We start from the raw sequence: 15559 nt of genomic DNA on the forward strand, positions 1-15559 counted from the left end.
GCGTCGGCACGGCGCGGCGCAGCGCTGGCTCCGCGGTCAGGAGCCGGTGATAGGCAGGTTTCGCGATCGATTGCGCCAATCCCTTGATCGAGTCGGATTGGACGCACGCGTTCGCGGCGTCTGCACGCGGCATGCCTTCGGCCCCCTGAAAACCAGTTCGAAAGCAGCCCCACGTCGCTTTCGAATCACACCGATTTGAATCCAGTTTTCGCGGGCTGTCGAGAGTCAACGAATCGTTAACGCGAAATTATTCTTATCCAACACGCAGTTTGTGCATCCTGCGTCCGCAAACTCACGGGCGCAGCGAGTCCGAAACGAGAACGTGTGACTCTTCGCGCGTTTCTCGTCACGCACGCGGCGGCTCGGCGTGGCTGATGACACGCTTCACGCTCGGGAACGCGTGCCGCAAGGCGCGCTCGATCGCATCGACGTGCTCGTGGACCTTGATCACGCTCATCGACGGCGCGGCGCGGCAGTGGAAGTTGACGATCTCGCCGGCATCGGTGTTGCGGACGCGCACATTGTGGATGTCGTGGATCTCGCCGCCGGCGGCATATTCCGTCAGCGCGGCGGCGATCGTCCGCACCCTCTCCGGCGCGGCATCGATCCCGAACGGCAGTTCCGGTTCCAGCGGCTCGATATGGACGTCGACCTCGACGTCCTCGCCGAACTCTTCCTGGATGTTGCGTTCCAGGTTGTTGGCGATGTCGTGGGCGGCCTCGAGCTGCATCGCGCCGTCGACCTCGAGGTCGATGCTGACGATCAGCTTGGCGCCGAGGTCGTGCACCGTGACGTGATGGACCGCGAGGCCCGAATTGTGCGCGATCACCATGATGCGGTCGCGGACGGTCTCGTTGTCGCGTGCGACGGGCACCGCGGCAAAGGTGAGGTCGGCATCGCCGAAGGCCTTGAGCACTGCGGCCTCTGCGTCGCGCTTGATCTCCTCGACGCGGTCAATGGGATAGGTCCGCGGCACTTTTGCGATGGCGTCGATGAACGTGGTCGCGCCGACCATCCGCACCCGCAGCCGCTCGACCTCGATCACGCCAGGCACGCTCCGGATCGCGGCGGTGGCCGCCTCCTGCGCGCCTTCGGGGGCGCGGTCGACCAGCGTCTGCACGGTCGAGCCGGCCATGCGCAGGCCGAGAGCTGCGATCATCACGGCGACCGCGGCGGCCGCGGCGGCGTCGCCCCACCAGAAGCCGAGGGCGGCGAGGATCAGGCCGATGATGACCGCGAACGAGCCCATCACGTCGGAGGCGAAATGCAGCGCATCCGCCGCCAGCGCCTGGCTCCTGGTCTCGCGCGCGGCACGCTGCAGGGCGCGGGCGCGCCAGAGATTGACGATGATGTCGATCACCAGCACGACGAAAGGCACGGCCGAGATGGTCGGCGGCGGGGTTCCCTCGCTCAGCCGGCTATAGGCCTCGACCAGGATGCCACCGGCGAGCACGTAGAGCAGGGCGGTGACGCCGAGCGCGGAGACGCTTTCCAGCTTGCCGTGGCCGTAATGGTGCTCGTCGTCCGCCGGCTTGTCGGACACCCGCACCACGGCCCAGGTGATGATGGTCGCGACGAGGTCGATCGTCGAGTGCAGGGCTTCCGAGATCAGCGCCAGCGAGCCGATCGCGATGCCGACCGCGAATTTGGCCGCCGCCATGCCGCCGCTGGCGAGGATCGAGATCGCCGCGACCGAGGTTTTGTCGGTGTGGGAGGTCATGGCGGGGATTTAGCAGGGCAGGGGTGAACATCAAGCGATGATTGTCAGCTGCTGTCGCAAGTGACTTGCAGGAGCGGAATACGCTCTCGCCCCGTCATGCCGGGGCGCCGAAGGCGAACCCGGAAATCCCGAGATTCCCCGCGGCGCTCTACACCGTCACCACGATCTTCCCCAGATGCCTGTTCGCCTCCATGTGCTCGAACGCCTGGTCGATCTGGTCGAACGAAAACACCTTGTCGATCGGAAGCTGCAGTTTTCGCGCCTCGACCGCACCCCAGATGTCCTTCCTGACCTCCGCGAAGATCTCGCGGACCTCCTCGATCGTGCGGGTCCGGAAGGTGACGCCGACATAATCGATGCGTCGCGCCGCGTGCAGGTCGAAGTTGAAATCGGCATGGGTGCCGCCGAGCCGGCCGACATTGACGATGCGGCCCAGAACTTTCGTCGCGGCGAGGTTCTGGCTCGCGACCTTGCCCGAGACTTGGTCGATGATGAGGTCGACGCCTTCGCCGTTCGTCGCCTTCAGCACCTCGTCGACCCATTTGGGATCGGACGAGTCGACGGCGAGGTCGGCGCCATGGTCCTTCAGCCGGCCGCGGCGATAGGCGTCCGTGGACGAACCGACCACCAGCTTCGCGCCCTTGAGCCGGGCGATCTGCATCGCCATTAACCCGACGCCGGAACTCGCGCCCTGGATCAGGACGCTTTGTCCCGCCTGAAGCCCACCGACCGTGACGACGGCGTTGTGCATGGTCGCGAGCGCGACCGGGAGGGTGGCGGCCTCCTCGAAATTCATGTTCGAGGGCGCGTGAAACAGCCGGCCGTGATCGGCGAGCGTATATTCGGCGAACGCAGCGCTGCCCGAGCCCATGATGCGGTCGCCGACCTTCACACCTTTTGCGTCGGGCCCGAGTTCGGCGACTTCGCCGGCCCATTCCATGCCGAGCACGGTGCCGACGCCGCCGGCCGCGCCGTGGGCGTGTCCCTTGCGCATGGCGGTGTCGGCGCGGTTGAGCCCGCAGGCGCGGACGCGAACCAGCACCTGCGTGCCTTTGGGCTTGGGTTGAGCGACGTCGGAAATCCTCGCCCCTTCAGGGCCGTAGACGTAGGCTTTCATGCAATACTCTCACCTGTTGCAGTGATTATTCCCAGCTTCGCGTTGCGGCTGAATGATCATGCCTTCCAGCCGCCCGCGGATGATCGCCTCCGCTTCGCGCACGATGCGGGAGACCAGCTCGGCGCAGCTCGGGATGTCCTGGATCAGACCCTGGACCTGACCGGCCGACCAGATGCCTTCGTCGGAATTCCCGGTGGCATAGACCATCTTGCCGCGGGCGCCGGCAACGAGCTCGCGGATGTCCTCGAACTTGGCGCCTTCCTTTTCCATCGCGACGACCTTGGTCGAGACCGCGTTCCTGGCGACGCGCGAGGTGTTGCGCATGGTGCGGAAGATCAGCTCGGTCTCGCGCTCGTCGTTGGCGACGATCTTCTCCTTGATGAGCTGGTGGATCGGGCTCTCCTTGGTCGCCATGAAGCGCGTGCCCATGTTGATGCCGTCGGCGCCCAGCGCCAGCGCCGCGACGAGGCCGCGCGCGTCGGCGAAACCGCCGGAGGCGATCATCGGGATCTTGATCTTGTTGGCGGCGGCCGGGATCAGGATCAGGCCTGGCGTGTCGTCCTCGCCGGGGTGGCCGGCGCATTCGAAGCCGTCGATCGAGATGGCATCGACGCCCATGCGCTCGGCCGAGAGCGCGTGGCGCACGCTGGTGCATTTGTGCACGACCTTCACGCCGTGCTTCCTGAACTCGTCGACATGCTCCTGCGGCTTGTTGCCGGCGGTCTCGACCACCTTGATGCCGCTTTCGATGATGGCGGCGCGGTATTCGGCATAGGGCGGCGGCTTGATCGCGGGCAGGATGGTGAGGTTGACGCCGAACGGCTTGTCGGTGAGGTCGCGGCAGCGCGCGATCTCCTTGGTGAGGTCCTCCGGCGTCGGCTGGGTCAGCGCCGTGATGAAGCCGAGCGCGCCGGCATTGGCGACGGCGGCGACCAGCTCGGCCCGGCCGACCCACTGCATGCCGCCCTGGACGATCGGGTGCTCGACGCCGACGAGTTTGGTGAACCGTGTCTGCAACATGATGCGTTTCCCCCTGGATGGCCCGCGGCCTCTGTTGTCGATTGATGACAGGAAGGATGCCGCCGGGGTCGGGAAATGTCTATTGCGGGGGCGTGCGATGGAGGCATGCGGATGGCGGGGTGATTCCGCGAGGCGGATAATCGGCGCATGCCGTCACCCGATCCGATGAGGCAAACTCTTTCCTCAAGCTCCGCTGTCATAGCCCGCGGGGGCGGGCTATCCAGTACGCTGCGGCTTCTCGGCTCCAGCCTCGCTGTCTCTGGAATACTGGATTGCCCGCTTTCGCGGGCAACGACACCGAGTATGGAGCGAATAGCTACCGCGCCGACAGCCGCACCATCTGCCGTCCGCCGTTCATTTCCTTCAAACTGTTGACGAACTTTTCGGGACGCTGCCAGCGATGGGGCACCTTCAATCCCATGAACTCGGCGATGTCGCCGATGAAGCCGGTGCAATTGGCGGTCTCGGCGTTCCACACCGGCGAGCTCGCCTGCAGCTCCTTGATGTAGGCGAACACGCGCTTGGCGTCGGCCTCGCTCAGATAGACGCGATAGCTCGCGGTCAGATATTCCGGATCGAGATCGCCGTAGCTCGCACCGGTCTCGGACGGCACAAAGGTGATATGACCGAGCACATAGGCGAGCGTGTCGCCGGCCGGCGTGAGGCCCGCGACTTCGACGGCCTTCTCGCTGGTCTTGCCGTACCAGACGAACGCATGGCCCCAGCTCGCCGCGGTCCGCGCGCGGAAGTCGACGTAGTAGGGGCCTTTCTCCACGCGCGCGACCGAGCGGCGTGTCGATGGCGGCGCTGGTCGCGACACGGTGTCGGTCGAAACAAGCGCGTTCGCATCGGCAACGCGCTTGTTTGCCTCGTGAGCCGACACCGAGGGCGTCGTGCATGTGAGCATAGCCGCAAGAGCGAAGCCTGCGAGGATGCAGGGTCCCGATCGACCAGCTTGGTTCGTCACGCTATTCCCCCGACCATCGGTGCTACCAGAGTCTGCGCGTATTCCGCCGCGCGTCAGTAGCGCGCCGCGACCGGGCCCGGCGCCTTGCCGATCGGGGCCTTTCCAACCGGGCTCTTGCCGATCGGCATCTTGCCGATCGGAGCCTGTTCGCCCGGATAAACCGGCACGGGCTGCCGACGCGGCAGATCCGCAGCGTTTGCGGCCGTCACCAGAGCAAGCGTGGCACCCAGAGCAATCACAATTTTCTTCACAGTCATACCCCTACAAGGTTTGGTCTAAACGCGGCAATGCCGTGCCCCCAGACACGCCTCACAAGGGCGGCGGAATGCGACGACAGTGCGGCAGGCGCGGGACATGTTGGCGGCATTGATCGGGCGGCGCGCAGATGTGATGTGTCTGGATGTTTCGCTGCGCGCTATCCATCCTGCGCGGCCGCTCAACCGATCCGGTTCAGGCTGTTCCTGATCGTCGCGAAGATTCCGCCGATGTCCTTGCGCAACGCGTCGAGCGCGTTGAAATTGTCGAAGACGCGCGCGAGGCGGTCTTCCACTTCGCGCTTGCTGTGGGTCAGCGCGTCGACGCGCGAGGCAAGGGTCACTCCGGCATTCGCCTCGATCTCGCTGACGGTCCTCGCGAGAAGGTCGCGCGTGGCGCCGACCTCGGCGATCATGGCCTCGATGCCGAACACCGGCGCATTGAGCGGGATGAGGTCGGCCTGCGACTTCGACAGCTCGGCCTTGAAGGCATTGAGCGTCGCCAATGTCTCCTGCAGCGCGCCGAGGCGTTGGCGCGACTGGACGATGAATTCGTTCAGTGCGTTCTGGCGCTCGGCAAGCGTCTTGCCGTCGGGATCGATCTCGACGTCGGCGAGCGAACGGTCGAGCTGAGCCTGGCGCTGGCCGAGCTCCTCGAAATCCAGCCGGATGCTCTTCAGGATGTTGAAACTGTCGTCGATGCGGGCGAGGCGCTGCTGGATCTCCATCTTGTTTTTCGAAAGCGTCTCGACGCGGGCGTCGAGCGGCGCATCGCCGCCGGTCTCGAGCTCGTCGAGGCTCTTGGCAAGACGGTCATGGCTGAGGCTGAGCTCGCCGATCAGCGCGTTGATGCCGGCGTCCGTCGATCGCAGCGGCGCCAGCTCCGCGTGAGACCTGGCCAGATCCTCCTTGTACTGGTTGAGGGTTGCAAACGTCTCCTGGACCGTGCCCACCCGCGTCAGCAGCAACGAGACGTCGCGCGCGATGTCCTTGAGCCGGTCGGCGAGGTTGTTCTTGCGGTCGTCGGTCTCGAGGTCGTGCAGGGAGCGCTCGAGCTGGTTCTGGCGGTCGCGGATCTCGGTGAATATGGGCTCGACGGTACGCCGCTGCTCGGCGACCTTGCCGACCATCTCGCGCAGGTCCTGCTGGCGTCGGCGGATCTCGGCGAGCTGGTCGTGCATGTCGGTGGATTCGTTGCGACCCTGCTGCAGCAGGGCACGCCGCTCGGTCTCGGCCAGCTTGTCGTGCAGACCCGAGACCGCCTCCCGGGGATCGCTCTCGATCAGGTGCTGGACGGTGGCATCGAGGTGGTTCTGGAGGGCATGGGCGACGACGACGTCCTCGCGGGTCTTCCTCAGGCGGTCACGGAGTGTCTTCAGGTTGCGGTCCTGCCGCGAGAGCCGCCAGGCCGAGCCGGCGATCAGGGCCACGGCAAGGGCCAGCGTTGCGCCGATGGTCGTGCGCTGCGGCACGGAGAGGCCGGCGAACCAGACGGGCAGGTGGGCGATGTCGTAGCCGAACGTCTGCTGGGCCAAGACCGCAATGACGGCAAGCAGGGCAAACCAGGCAACCAGGAAAAACAGCCACATCGTGAATTCCTCACGCCGGCGCAACATCGTCATAGTTGCCAAGAGCGGAACCGAGCGCAAGGGGCGGCCGGGCGCGCGGGAGCTTTCCGGTGCCGCAATCCCCGGCTGGTTGCGTCAGCGGATCGGTGCAAGGGCGGAGCCGGATTGTCGACGGCGCGGGGCCATAATCCCTAACCGTCATGCCAGGCCCGACGAAGTCGCGAGCCCGGACTCCATGCATCCCTAGCATTGCCTGCGGCTACGCGCGTTCCGGATGACGCAGAGCCGGTCGTCAGACTGCGCACTCATTTATTATCACCGCAGCGCGGCAAAATTGATCCGGCGCAAATCGCGCCGGCACGGCCGCTTTATCCTCCCAGGCAATCGACTTTAAACACCAGGGAGGATGCCATGACCAATGCAGGTAATGCACTACTGTGGACGGTTCTGTACGTTGCTCTCGCGTTCGGTGCGATCTTCGCGGTCTGGTTGGCTGACAAGCTGCGCTCGAACTTCCTCGGAAAATGATGGCGCAGAAGGCGTCGTCGTACGGGCGCGTGTCTAGGCCGCTGCTTGCGGTGTACCGTTGAGCGCCTCGTCGACGGCGGCTGCGATGTCGCGCATGCTGACGACGGAGACGAGACTGTAATTGTCGATCACGGGCAGATGCCGGATGTGATGCCGGTTCATCAGATGGCGAATGTGCTCGATCGTGTCCGAGGTGGTGCAGGACACCAGTTGCTGCACCGAGACGAGCTGCGAGACCTTGACGTTGACGGCATTGGCGCCGTGCTCGGCGACGGCGCGCACCACGTCGCGCTCGGTGAACATGCCGACCGCGGTGTTGCCTTCGGAGCGGACCACGTCCTTGACCACCAGCGCGCTGATGTTGTTGGCGCGCATCAGCTTGGCCGCGATCCCCACCGTCTCGTTCATACGTACCGTGACGACGCGCGGCGTCTTCTTGCGCAGAATGTCTCCGACCAGCATGGCGACCTCCCTGGGTAAACGTTGTGGGAAGTTTGGTATACATAATGCCAGTCGTCAAGCGCGAATTTGGCGGATCCGAAAATTCTTGTGACAGCGCTTCTGACGTTTGCCGCACAAGCAGAACGCCCGGCCGTGAGGCCGGGCGCTGTGATTGATGAATACGGCGTGGATCAGAGAGTCGATTTCGCGACCACGACCTTGCGCCAGGGCTTGAGCACCGCGATCGCCAGCAGCGAGGCCAGGATGTTGGCGCCGGCCGCGATGATGAACACGGCGTCCCAGGTGCCCGACGACTGCTGCATGTAGTTGGCGATCGGCACCAGCAGCGCGGCGGTGCCCTTGGCGGTGTAGAGCAAGCCGGCATTGGTGGTCGCGAACTTGGCGCCGAACGTGTCGGTGCAGGTCGAGGGGAACAGCGAGTAGATCTCACCCCAGGCGAAGAACACGAAGCCGGACAGCAGCACGAACCAGACCGGATCGTGGCCCCAGAGGTAGAGCATCCAGATGCCGAATCCCTCCATGCCAAAGGCGATGAACATCGTGTTCTCGCGGCCGATCATGTCGGAGATCCAGCCGAAGAACGGACGCGTCAGGCCGTTGAGCACGCGGTCGATCGTCGCCGCGAAGGTCACCGCCGTCATCGTCACCGCCATCAGGGTGACCGGCACGTTATCGACCTTCCAATCGACTGCGATCGGTTTCAGATTGGCGGTGACCATCAGACCACCGGCGCCGACGATCGCGAACATGAAGTACATCAGCCAGAAGATCGGCTGACGCAGCACCTCGGTCGGCTGATAGTTGCGGCGGGTCTGCAGCAGGTTGGCGTTCGCCACCACGTTCGGCACCTGGCCCGCCTTGGGCGCGAGCAGGAAGAAGGCGAGGATGCAGATGATGATGCCCTGGCCGAGGCCGAAATAGAGGAAGGTCGTCTGGAAGCCGCTGTCCTTGATCATGGCCTGGATCGGCGCCACGGTCAGCGCGGAGCCCGCACCGAAGCCGGCGGCCGTGATGCCGGCCGCAAGGCCGCGCTTGTCCGGAAACCATTTCAGCGCGTTGCCGACGCAGGTGCCATAGACGCCCCCGGCGCCGATGCCCGCGATGATCATGCCGAGATAATAGCCGTTGAGCGAGGTCGCATACGCGTTGATAGCCCAGCCGATGGCGCAGAGCACGCCGCCGACCAGCACGACGATGCGCGGGCCGTATTTGTCGACGAACCATCCTTCGATCGGCACCAGCCAGGTCTCGAACAAGACGAACAGGGTGAAGGCCCATTGGATGGAGGCGCGATCCCAGCCGAACGTCTTCTGGATGTCGGGGACGAAGAACGTCCAGCCGTATTGGTAGTTGGCGATCATCACCATCGCCGCCACACCGACGGCCAATTGCGCCCAGCGATACGCATCGCTCACACGTGAGACACCTGGGGCCGCAGCCGACTGCACCATGTCCGTCATTCAAAACCCTCCCGAATGCGCCCATCATTTTTATGTGTGCGCTAGCGCGCAGCTTGGTATGCAAGATGCCAATATTCAAGATGGGATGGAGAGGTGCGACAAAATAGCGCAGTTCACTCACATGACGTCTTAGAGGGGATCTGTAAAGCCTCAACCGCTGCGGGCGTAAAGCGTCGAATCTCCATCAAATCATTGATGAGGTTGCGATTCTGGCTTGTTTGAGGTTTTGAGAGCCATCTTGGGCGGCGCCCGCAGCGGGAGCTCTTCCCCCACGGGTCAGGCTGCGTCCAGCCGGCGCGCGACTTCTGCAGAGATGCCGTGGCTCCTAAAATTCTGTATTCCAGAAGTCTGGGCTGCGGCATTCTGACGTCAAGAGCGATGCGGATTCCGCAGCCTTCCGCCTCACGCCATCGACGTGCGCAGCCGGCTATAGCCTTCCTGGATCACGGACCAGAACAGGGCGACGACGCCGAGCGCCATGATGGTGCTGACGAGTCCGTTGGAGAAGAATACGCCGAGCGAGCCCTGCGATCCCAGCAGCGATTGCCGGAAGGCTTCCTCGGCCTTGTCGCCGAGCACGATGGCGAGCACGAGAGGAGCGAGCGGGTAGTTGCACTTCTTCAGGAGATAGCCGAGCACGCCGAACACCAGCATCAGCATCACGTCGAAGGTGCTGTTATGAACCGAATAGGCCCCGATCGCGCACAGCACCAGGATCAGCGGCGCGATGATGCCGAAGGGCACGCGCAGGATCGCGGCGAAGATCGGCACGCAGGTGAGCACGACGATGAGGCCGGCGAGATTGCCGAGATACATCGAGGCGATCAGGCCCCAGACGAATTCCTTCTGCTCGACGAACAGCATCGGGCCGGGCTGCAGGCCCCAGATCAGGAGGCCGCCGAGCAGCACGGCCGCCGTCGGCGAGCCCGGCACGCCGAGCGAAAGCATCGGCAGCAGCGCGGCGGTGCCCGCGGCGTGCGCGGCCGTTTCCGGTGCGATCACGCCCTCGATCTCGCCCTTGCCGAAATTGTTGCCGCGTCGCGACAGGCGCTTGGCGATACCGTAGCTCATGAAGGAGGCTGGCGTTGCGCCAGCGGGCGTGACGCCCATCCAGCACCCGATCAGGCAGGAGCGCAGCGAGGTCATCCAATAGGCGGGCAATTCCCGCCAGGTCTGCAGCACCACGCGAAGGTTGATGCTGGCCTTGCCGCCGCGGAACGCCAGCCCTTCCTCCATGGTCAGCAGGATCTCGCCGATGCCAAACAGGCCGATCACGGCGATCAGGAAGTCGAAGCCGTTGAGCAGCTCGGTGACGCCGAAGGTCAGCCGCAACTGTCCAGTGATGGAATCGAGGCCGACCGCCGCCAGCGCGAAGCCCATCATCATCGCCGCGATGGTCTTGAACGGCGGCTCCTTGCTGAGGCCGACGAAAGAGCAGAAGGCGAGGAAGTAGACGGCGAACTTTTCCGCCGGGCCAAATCGCAGCGCAAAGCCTGCAACGAGAGGCGCAACCAGCGTGATCATGACGACGGCGAACAGCGCGCCGACGAAGGAGGAGGTGAAGGCGGCCGTGAGGGCTTCGCCAGGCTTGCCCTGCTGCGCCATGGGATAGCCGTCGAAGGTGGTCGCCACCGACCACGGTTCGCCGGGTATGTTGAACAGGATCGAGGTGATGGCGCCGCCGAACAAGGCGCCCCAATAAATGCAGGACAGCATGATGATGGCCGATGTCGGCGGCATGCTGAAGGTGAGGGGAAGCAGGATCGCGACGCCGTTGGCCCCGCCCAGCCCCGGCAGCACGCCGATGATGACCCCGAGCGTGATGCCGATCACCATCAGCATGATGTTGTAGGGCTGCAGGGCGACTGCGAAGCCGTGAAACAGGTTGGCCAACTCTTCCATGTCAGGACGTCCTGCAGCAGCAATTGAATGAATGCGTGGCTCTCACAGGCCGAGCCATTCCTCGACCGGCCCCTTGGGAAGCGGCACCAGGAACCAGCGCTCGAAAACCAGATAGGTCAGGACCGGCATGCCGATCGCGACCGCGGCGACCGTCAGCCAGCGATAGCCGCCGAGCCAGCGCATGAACCAGGCGATGAAGACCATCGAGGCGACGTAGAGGCCGATGAACGGCATCGCACCGACATAGATCGCGGTGGGCACCACGACGCTCATCACCTGGCGCAGCTGTCCCCATTCCGCGAACAGCCGGCCGTCATCGTCGCGTTGCGCGTGCCAGAGGTTGATCGCGCTCGCGCCGACGATGGCGGCGCCGATATAGAAGGGGAAGAAGCCGGCACGTGGTCCCTCCGCACCCCAATTGATGCCGGCCTTGATGCTACCGAAGATCACGACCAGGCCGAAGGCGCCGATCAGCAGCGCCATGCCGATTTCCAGCGTCTTGTGTGCGGGGCCGGATTCGGATCGGGATCGTTCAGTCATGAGGCCTCCACGCGGAGATGCAGTCGTTCGCGGTCGCTCCCGGCCGAGGACGCGCAGCATCCTCGGCCGGCATCGATGCCGTGGCTCAATTCGATGCGAGGAAGCCGGCTTCCTTCATCAGGCCCTCGTGACGCTTCTCCTCCGCCTCGATCCACTTGGCGTAATCGGCGCCGGTCAGGAACGTCGTGTTGAAGGCGCCGCTCTTCATGAAGTCCTGCCATTCCGGCGTGGCGCGCACCTTCTTGAACAGCTCGACGTAATATTCGACCTGGTCCTTGGTGGCCTTGGGCGCCATGAAGATGCCGCGCAGCATGAGATATTCCATCGCAAGGCCCTGCGACTTGCAGGTCGGAACATCCTTCCAGGCCTTGCCGTCGGCGATCGGCTCGTCATAGGCCATCGGCTGGGCGTCGAACACGCAGAGCGGACGAAGCTTGCCGCCGCGCCATTGCGCGACCGCCTCGATCGGATTGTTGACGGTCGAATCGACGTGATTTCCGACCAGCTGCACCGCGACTTCGCCGCCGCCCTTGTAGGGAATGTAGGTGAACTTGGCATCGATCGCCTTCTCGATGCCGACCGTGATGATCTGGTCTTCCTGCTTGGAGCCGGTGCCGCCCATCTTGAATGAGCCGCTCGGCGCCTTTTTCGCGGCGTCGATGTAATCCTTGACGGAGCTGTACGGCTTCTCGGCATTGACCCAGAGCACGAACTCGTCGAGCGCGAGCATCGCGACCGGGGTCAGATCCTTCCAGTTGAACGGGATGCCCGTGGCGAGCGGGGTCGTGAACAGGTTCGACAGCGTGATGATGATCTTGTGCGGATTGTTCGCCGACGTCTTCACGTCGAGGAAGCCTTCACCGCCCGCGCCGCCGGCCTTGTTGATGACGACCAGCGGCTGCTTCATCAGGTTGTGCTTGGTGACGATGCCCTGGATTGTGCGTGCCATCTGGTCGGCGCCGCCGCCGGTGCCCGCGGGCACGATGAACTCGACCGGGCGGACCGGCTCCCAGGCCGCGCGGCTCGCGGTGCTGCCGGCGCACGACATCACGATTGCCGCCGCAGCGACATTCAGAACGAACGGCTTCATCTGCTTCACTCCCTGTCGAACCATTCAACGCGGCCGCTCTTCGGCGGCTTGCGTCAGTCTATCTTGAGTCACATGCTTGGGGGTCACCGGTCTCGGACAATCCCCATGCAAGTCCCGGTAGAAATTCTAGGAGGGGGGACAGGGCGCGGCATCCGCTCCTTTCGGCTAAGGTTCCGCCACGGCTGGCGGCGCGTGGCGTGGCCGTTCCCGTCCTGCGGTGGTTTCCCCCGTCTGTGCTTTGTTCGTAAATTGCTCTTGGTCGAATGGTATGCGAGATGCCAGCGAACAAACAATCGGATCGGGAGGGCACGTCGTGGACTAATTGTCGCAGTTTGGCCCGCGCGCTGGTTGGGATGCGACAAGCAAATGGCCCCGACAAGCGGGGCCATTCGTGAAACGGCTTCGGGCTGTCAGCCCGCAATCTGCACGCTGAATGAGGCCTTACAGGCCAAAACGTGGCAGCTGGCCGTTGCGATTCGAGATTTCGGCGCTTGCCATCAGGAAGCTGTCGATCGTCGCCATCAGACGGGCGAACAGCGACGACGACGGTGCGAGAGCAACGGAAGCGGTCTTGGACATCGGAAATCCCTTTCTGGAAGCAGCCAATCCTGCTGCCTCATGTGAAGGTAATTTACGTATACCAGATGCCAGCGTCCAGCCGCGTGTTTGCATGGCAGCATTCGGTCTCCCGCATTGCGGCATAGCGGCGAGGACTTCCGGCGAGCATTGACATTGCCTGCGGAAACGTGGATGTAATGTTATAACATTACATAGTGAGATGCCGTGTCTCGCCGCCCTCGACCCATCCCGCTCAAAAGGCTGTTTGACCTTCATGCCCAAACTCCCCGTCACCGTCTTGTCCGGCTTCCTCGGGGCTGGAAAGACCACTTTGCTGAACCACGTTCTCAACAACCGGCACGGACTGAAAGTGGCGGTGATCGTGAACGACATGAGCGAGGTGAACATCGATGCGGACCTGGTCCGCGATGGTGGTGCCAACCTCTCACGGACTGACGAGAAACTGGTGGAGATGACCAACGGCTGCATCTGCTGCACCCTGCGGGACGATCTGCTGAGGGAAGTGCGTGGGCTCGCCGAAAGCGGCCGCTTCGATTATCTGCTGATCGAATCGACCGGCATTTCGGAGCCGCTTCCGGTCGCAGCGACGTTCGATTTCCGGTCGGAGGAGGGCGAAAGCCTCTCCGACGTCGCCCGCCTCGACACGATGGTGACGGTGGTCGACGCCGTCAACCTGCTCAAGGACTATGCCTCGACCGAGTTTCTCGGCGAGCGCGGCGAGGCGCTGGACGGAGACAGGCGGACGCTGGTCGATCTCCTCGTGGAGCAGATCGAGTTCGCCGACGTGATCGTCCTCAACAAGGTGGACGATGCCTCGCCGCAACAGCGCGAGGCGGCGCGGCAGATCATCCGCGCGTTGAATCCCGAAGCCGACATCATCGAGGCCAATCACAGCCGTGTGCCCTTCGACCGCGTGCTCGACACCGGCCGCTTCGACTTCGAGAAGGCCCAGCAGCATCCGCTCTGGTACAAGGAGCTCTACGGTTTCGCCGACCACGTGCCCGAGACGCAGGAATATGGCGTGACGAACTTCGTTTACCGCGCCCGCCGGCCGTTCGATCCCTCGAAGTTCGACGCGTTCGTCAAGCAGTCCTGGCCGGGCGTGATCCGGGCGAAAGGTCATTTCTGGCTGGCGACGAGGCCGCAATGGCTCGGCGAAATCAGCCAGGCGGGAGCGATCGTGAGGACCGAAGCCTTGGGTTTCTGGTGGGCGAGCGTCCCGAAGGAGCGGTGGCCCAACGACGAAGGCTGGCGCAAGCGGCTCGGCCAGTATTGGGACAAGGTCTACGGCGATCGCCGCCAGGAGATCGTGTTCATCGGCACCGGCATGGACGAAGCCGAGATCCGCCGCAGGCTGGATGCATGTCTTGTCCCCGATACGTCCAGCATGGACACCGCCGCGTGGTCCGTACTCGCCGATCCCTTTCCGGCCTGGCGTCGAGGCGATCAGTCCAACTGAGCGGCGTGAAGATCGGAGTTCCGGCGCGAGGTCGTGGCCCGGTCATCTCCATCTCCGGCCAGGTCTTGCAAGGGGACGGCAAAGCCGTTAGTGCTCTGCCCCCTTTCCAAGCATCTGCAAGAAGTGGTTCATGTCGAGCGCCTCGCCCGCCGTCTCGATCGGCATCGATTTTGGCACCAGCAACACGGTCGTGGCGCTGGCGGCGGACGACCGCCGGGTCGAGGCCATTCGCTTCGACCACGGCGGGCAGCGCCACAGCGTCTACGTGTCGGCGCTGTGCTTCTGGGAGGATCGGCCGGGCGCCGGCGTCCAGGCCGAAGGCGGCCCGTGGGCGATCGAGCAGTTTCTCGAAGGCCGCCACGTCTACCGCTTTCTGCAATCGTTCAAGACCTTTGCGGCGAGCGCCAGCTTCAACACCACGCAAGTCTTCCGGCAGCGCTACAAGTTCGAGGACATCCTGGCGGCGTTCCTGCGCACGCTGGCGCGCCATGGCGGAGAGAAGTTCGGCTTCGACGCCGCGACCATCACGGTCGGCCGCCCGGTGCGCTTTGCCGGCGGTAATCCCGACGAGGCTCTGGCGATGCAGCGCTACCGGGCCGCGTTCGAGCGCTTGGGGGCCGGCCACGCCCGCTACGTCTACGAGCCCGTCGGCGCGGCATTCTCCTTTGCCCGCAAACTGGAGCGCGATGCCACCGTGCTGGTCGCCGATTTCGGCGGCGGCACCAGCGATTTCTCGGTGATGCGTTTCTCGCGCGCGGGCGGCGTCTTGCGCGCCGAGCCGCTCGGCAGCCTGGACGCTGCGGTCGAGTTTGGGGATCGGGTCAGCACCCCACACTCGCTGCGAGATCAACAGGCAGGGCGCGTGCACCGACAACACCGGCATACCGTAACGG

At 64.3% G+C, this 15559-nt stretch carries 13 protein-coding genes and 1 pseudogene; 2 read left to right on the forward strand and 12 right to left on the reverse strand.

Features of this window, described 5'->3' with window-relative positions; translation table 11 throughout:
- Window positions 1-346 precede the first annotated feature (346 nt).
- The 12 genes from JHD07_RS03160 to JHD07_RS03215 all read right to left on the reverse strand — a co-directional run bounded on the left by JHD07_RS03160 (window position 347) and on the right by JHD07_RS03215 (window position 13300).
- Entirely contained in the window at window positions 347-1720 is a 1374-nt protein-coding gene (locus JHD07_RS03160; RefSeq protein ID WP_291618835.1) for a cation-efflux pump, read from the reverse strand.
- 148 nt (window positions 1721-1868) lie between these two features.
- A complete protein-coding gene (locus JHD07_RS03165; RefSeq protein ID WP_291618837.1) occupies window positions 1869-2837 on the reverse strand; it encodes a zinc-binding dehydrogenase in 969 nt (322 codons plus the stop codon).
- Between the two features lie 9 nt (window positions 2838-2846).
- The gene (locus tag JHD07_RS03170) at window positions 2847-3857 is read right to left on the reverse strand and encodes a nitronate monooxygenase family protein (protein ID WP_291618840.1); all 1011 of its coding nucleotides are present in this window, start codon (window positions 3855-3857) and stop codon (window positions 2847-2849) included.
- 316 nt (window positions 3858-4173) lie between these two features.
- A complete protein-coding gene (locus tag JHD07_RS03175) occupies window positions 4174-4824 on the reverse strand; it encodes a hypothetical protein (protein WP_291618842.1) in 651 nt (216 codons plus the stop codon).
- Window positions 4825-4877: 53 nt separating this feature from the next.
- Entirely contained in the window at window positions 4878-5081 is a 204-nt protein-coding gene (locus tag JHD07_RS03180; protein ID WP_036017107.1) for a hypothetical protein, read from the reverse strand.
- Between the two features lie 179 nt (window positions 5082-5260).
- Complete coding sequence (locus JHD07_RS03185; protein WP_291618846.1) at window positions 5261-6667, reverse strand: hypothetical protein; 1407 nt, start codon at window positions 6665-6667, stop codon at window positions 5261-5263.
- 540 nt (window positions 6668-7207) lie between these two features.
- Window positions 7208-7636, reverse strand: coding sequence for a CBS domain-containing protein (locus JHD07_RS03190; RefSeq protein WP_291618848.1), 429 nt, complete (start codon window positions 7634-7636; stop codon window positions 7208-7210).
- A 170-nt stretch (window positions 7637-7806) separates the two neighbouring features.
- Window positions 7807-9096 (reverse strand): oxalate/formate MFS antiporter, encoded by a 1290-nt coding sequence (oxlT, locus tag JHD07_RS03195; protein WP_291618850.1) that lies wholly within the window; start codon window positions 9094-9096, stop codon window positions 7807-7809.
- 402 nt (window positions 9097-9498) lie between these two features.
- Window positions 9499-10998, reverse strand: coding sequence for a tripartite tricarboxylate transporter permease (locus tag JHD07_RS03200; RefSeq protein WP_291618852.1), 1500 nt, complete (start codon window positions 10996-10998; stop codon window positions 9499-9501).
- A 42-nt stretch (window positions 10999-11040) separates the two neighbouring features.
- Window positions 11041-11538 carry a tripartite tricarboxylate transporter TctB family protein gene (locus JHD07_RS03205; RefSeq protein ID WP_291618854.1) on the reverse strand — a complete coding sequence of 166 codons (498 nt, stop codon included), beginning with the start codon at window positions 11536-11538 and terminating at the stop codon, window positions 11041-11043.
- 85 nt (window positions 11539-11623) lie between these two features.
- Window positions 11624-12628: a tripartite tricarboxylate transporter substrate-binding protein gene (locus JHD07_RS03210; RefSeq protein ID WP_291618856.1), complete on the reverse strand. Its 1005-nt coding sequence runs from the start codon at window positions 12626-12628 to the stop codon at window positions 11624-11626.
- A 441-nt stretch (window positions 12629-13069) separates the two neighbouring features.
- Complete coding sequence (locus JHD07_RS03215) at window positions 13070-13300, reverse strand: hypothetical protein (protein WP_291618904.1); 231 nt, start codon at window positions 13298-13300, stop codon at window positions 13070-13072.
- A 160-nt stretch (window positions 13301-13460) separates the two neighbouring features.
- On the opposite strand from JHD07_RS03215, the gene zigA reads away from it, so the two are divergent.
- A complete protein-coding gene (zigA, locus tag JHD07_RS03220; protein ID WP_291618858.1) occupies window positions 13461-14666 on the forward strand; it encodes a zinc metallochaperone GTPase ZigA in 1206 nt (401 codons plus the stop codon).
- A gap of 130 nt (window positions 14667-14796) precedes the next feature.
- Window positions 14797-15559, forward strand: a pseudogene (locus JHD07_RS03225) (hypothetical protein); the annotation flags it as partial.

Origin of the sequence: Bradyrhizobium sp. (assembly GCF_016462955.1) — a bacterium.
Taxonomy (GTDB): domain Bacteria; phylum Pseudomonadota; class Alphaproteobacteria; order Rhizobiales; family Xanthobacteraceae; genus Bradyrhizobium.

Excerpts from the sequence above, each read along its gene's own strand:
- JHD07_RS03210 (WP_291618856.1), bottom strand. The coding sequence starts at position 12,628 with ATGAAGCCGTTCGTTCTGAATGTCGCTGCGGCGGCAATCGTGATGTCG.
- zigA (WP_291618858.1), top strand. The coding sequence starts at position 13,461 with ATGCCCAAACTCCCCGTCACCGTCTTGTCCGGCTTCCTCGGGGCTGGA.
- JHD07_RS03190 (WP_291618848.1), bottom strand. The coding sequence starts at position 7,636 with ATGCTGGTCGGAGACATTCTGCGCAAGAAGACGCCGCGCGTCGTCACG.
- JHD07_RS03215 (WP_291618904.1), bottom strand. The coding sequence starts at position 13,300 with ATGCAAACACGCGGCTGGACGCTGGCATCTGGTATACGTAAATTACCT.
- JHD07_RS03200 (WP_291618852.1), bottom strand. The coding sequence starts at position 10,998 with ATGGAAGAGTTGGCCAACCTGTTTCACGGCTTCGCAGTCGCCCTGCAG.
- JHD07_RS03185 (WP_291618846.1), bottom strand. The coding sequence starts at position 6,667 with ATGTGGCTGTTTTTCCTGGTTGCCTGGTTTGCCCTGCTTGCCGTCATT.
- oxlT (WP_291618850.1), bottom strand. The coding sequence starts at position 9,096 with ATGACGGACATGGTGCAGTCGGCTGCGGCCCCAGGTGTCTCACGTGTG.
- JHD07_RS03170 (WP_291618840.1), bottom strand. The coding sequence starts at position 3,857 with ATGTTGCAGACACGGTTCACCAAACTCGTCGGCGTCGAGCACCCGATC.
- JHD07_RS03160 (WP_291618835.1), bottom strand. The coding sequence starts at position 1,720 with ATGACCTCCCACACCGACAAAACCTCGGTCGCGGCGATCTCGATCCTC.
- JHD07_RS03180 (WP_036017107.1), bottom strand. The coding sequence starts at position 5,081 with ATGACTGTGAAGAAAATTGTGATTGCTCTGGGTGCCACGCTTGCTCTG.
- JHD07_RS03205 (WP_291618854.1), bottom strand. The coding sequence starts at position 11,538 with ATGACTGAACGATCCCGATCCGAATCCGGCCCCGCACACAAGACGCTG.
- JHD07_RS03165 (WP_291618837.1), bottom strand. The coding sequence starts at position 2,837 with ATGAAAGCCTACGTCTACGGCCCTGAAGGGGCGAGGATTTCCGACGTC.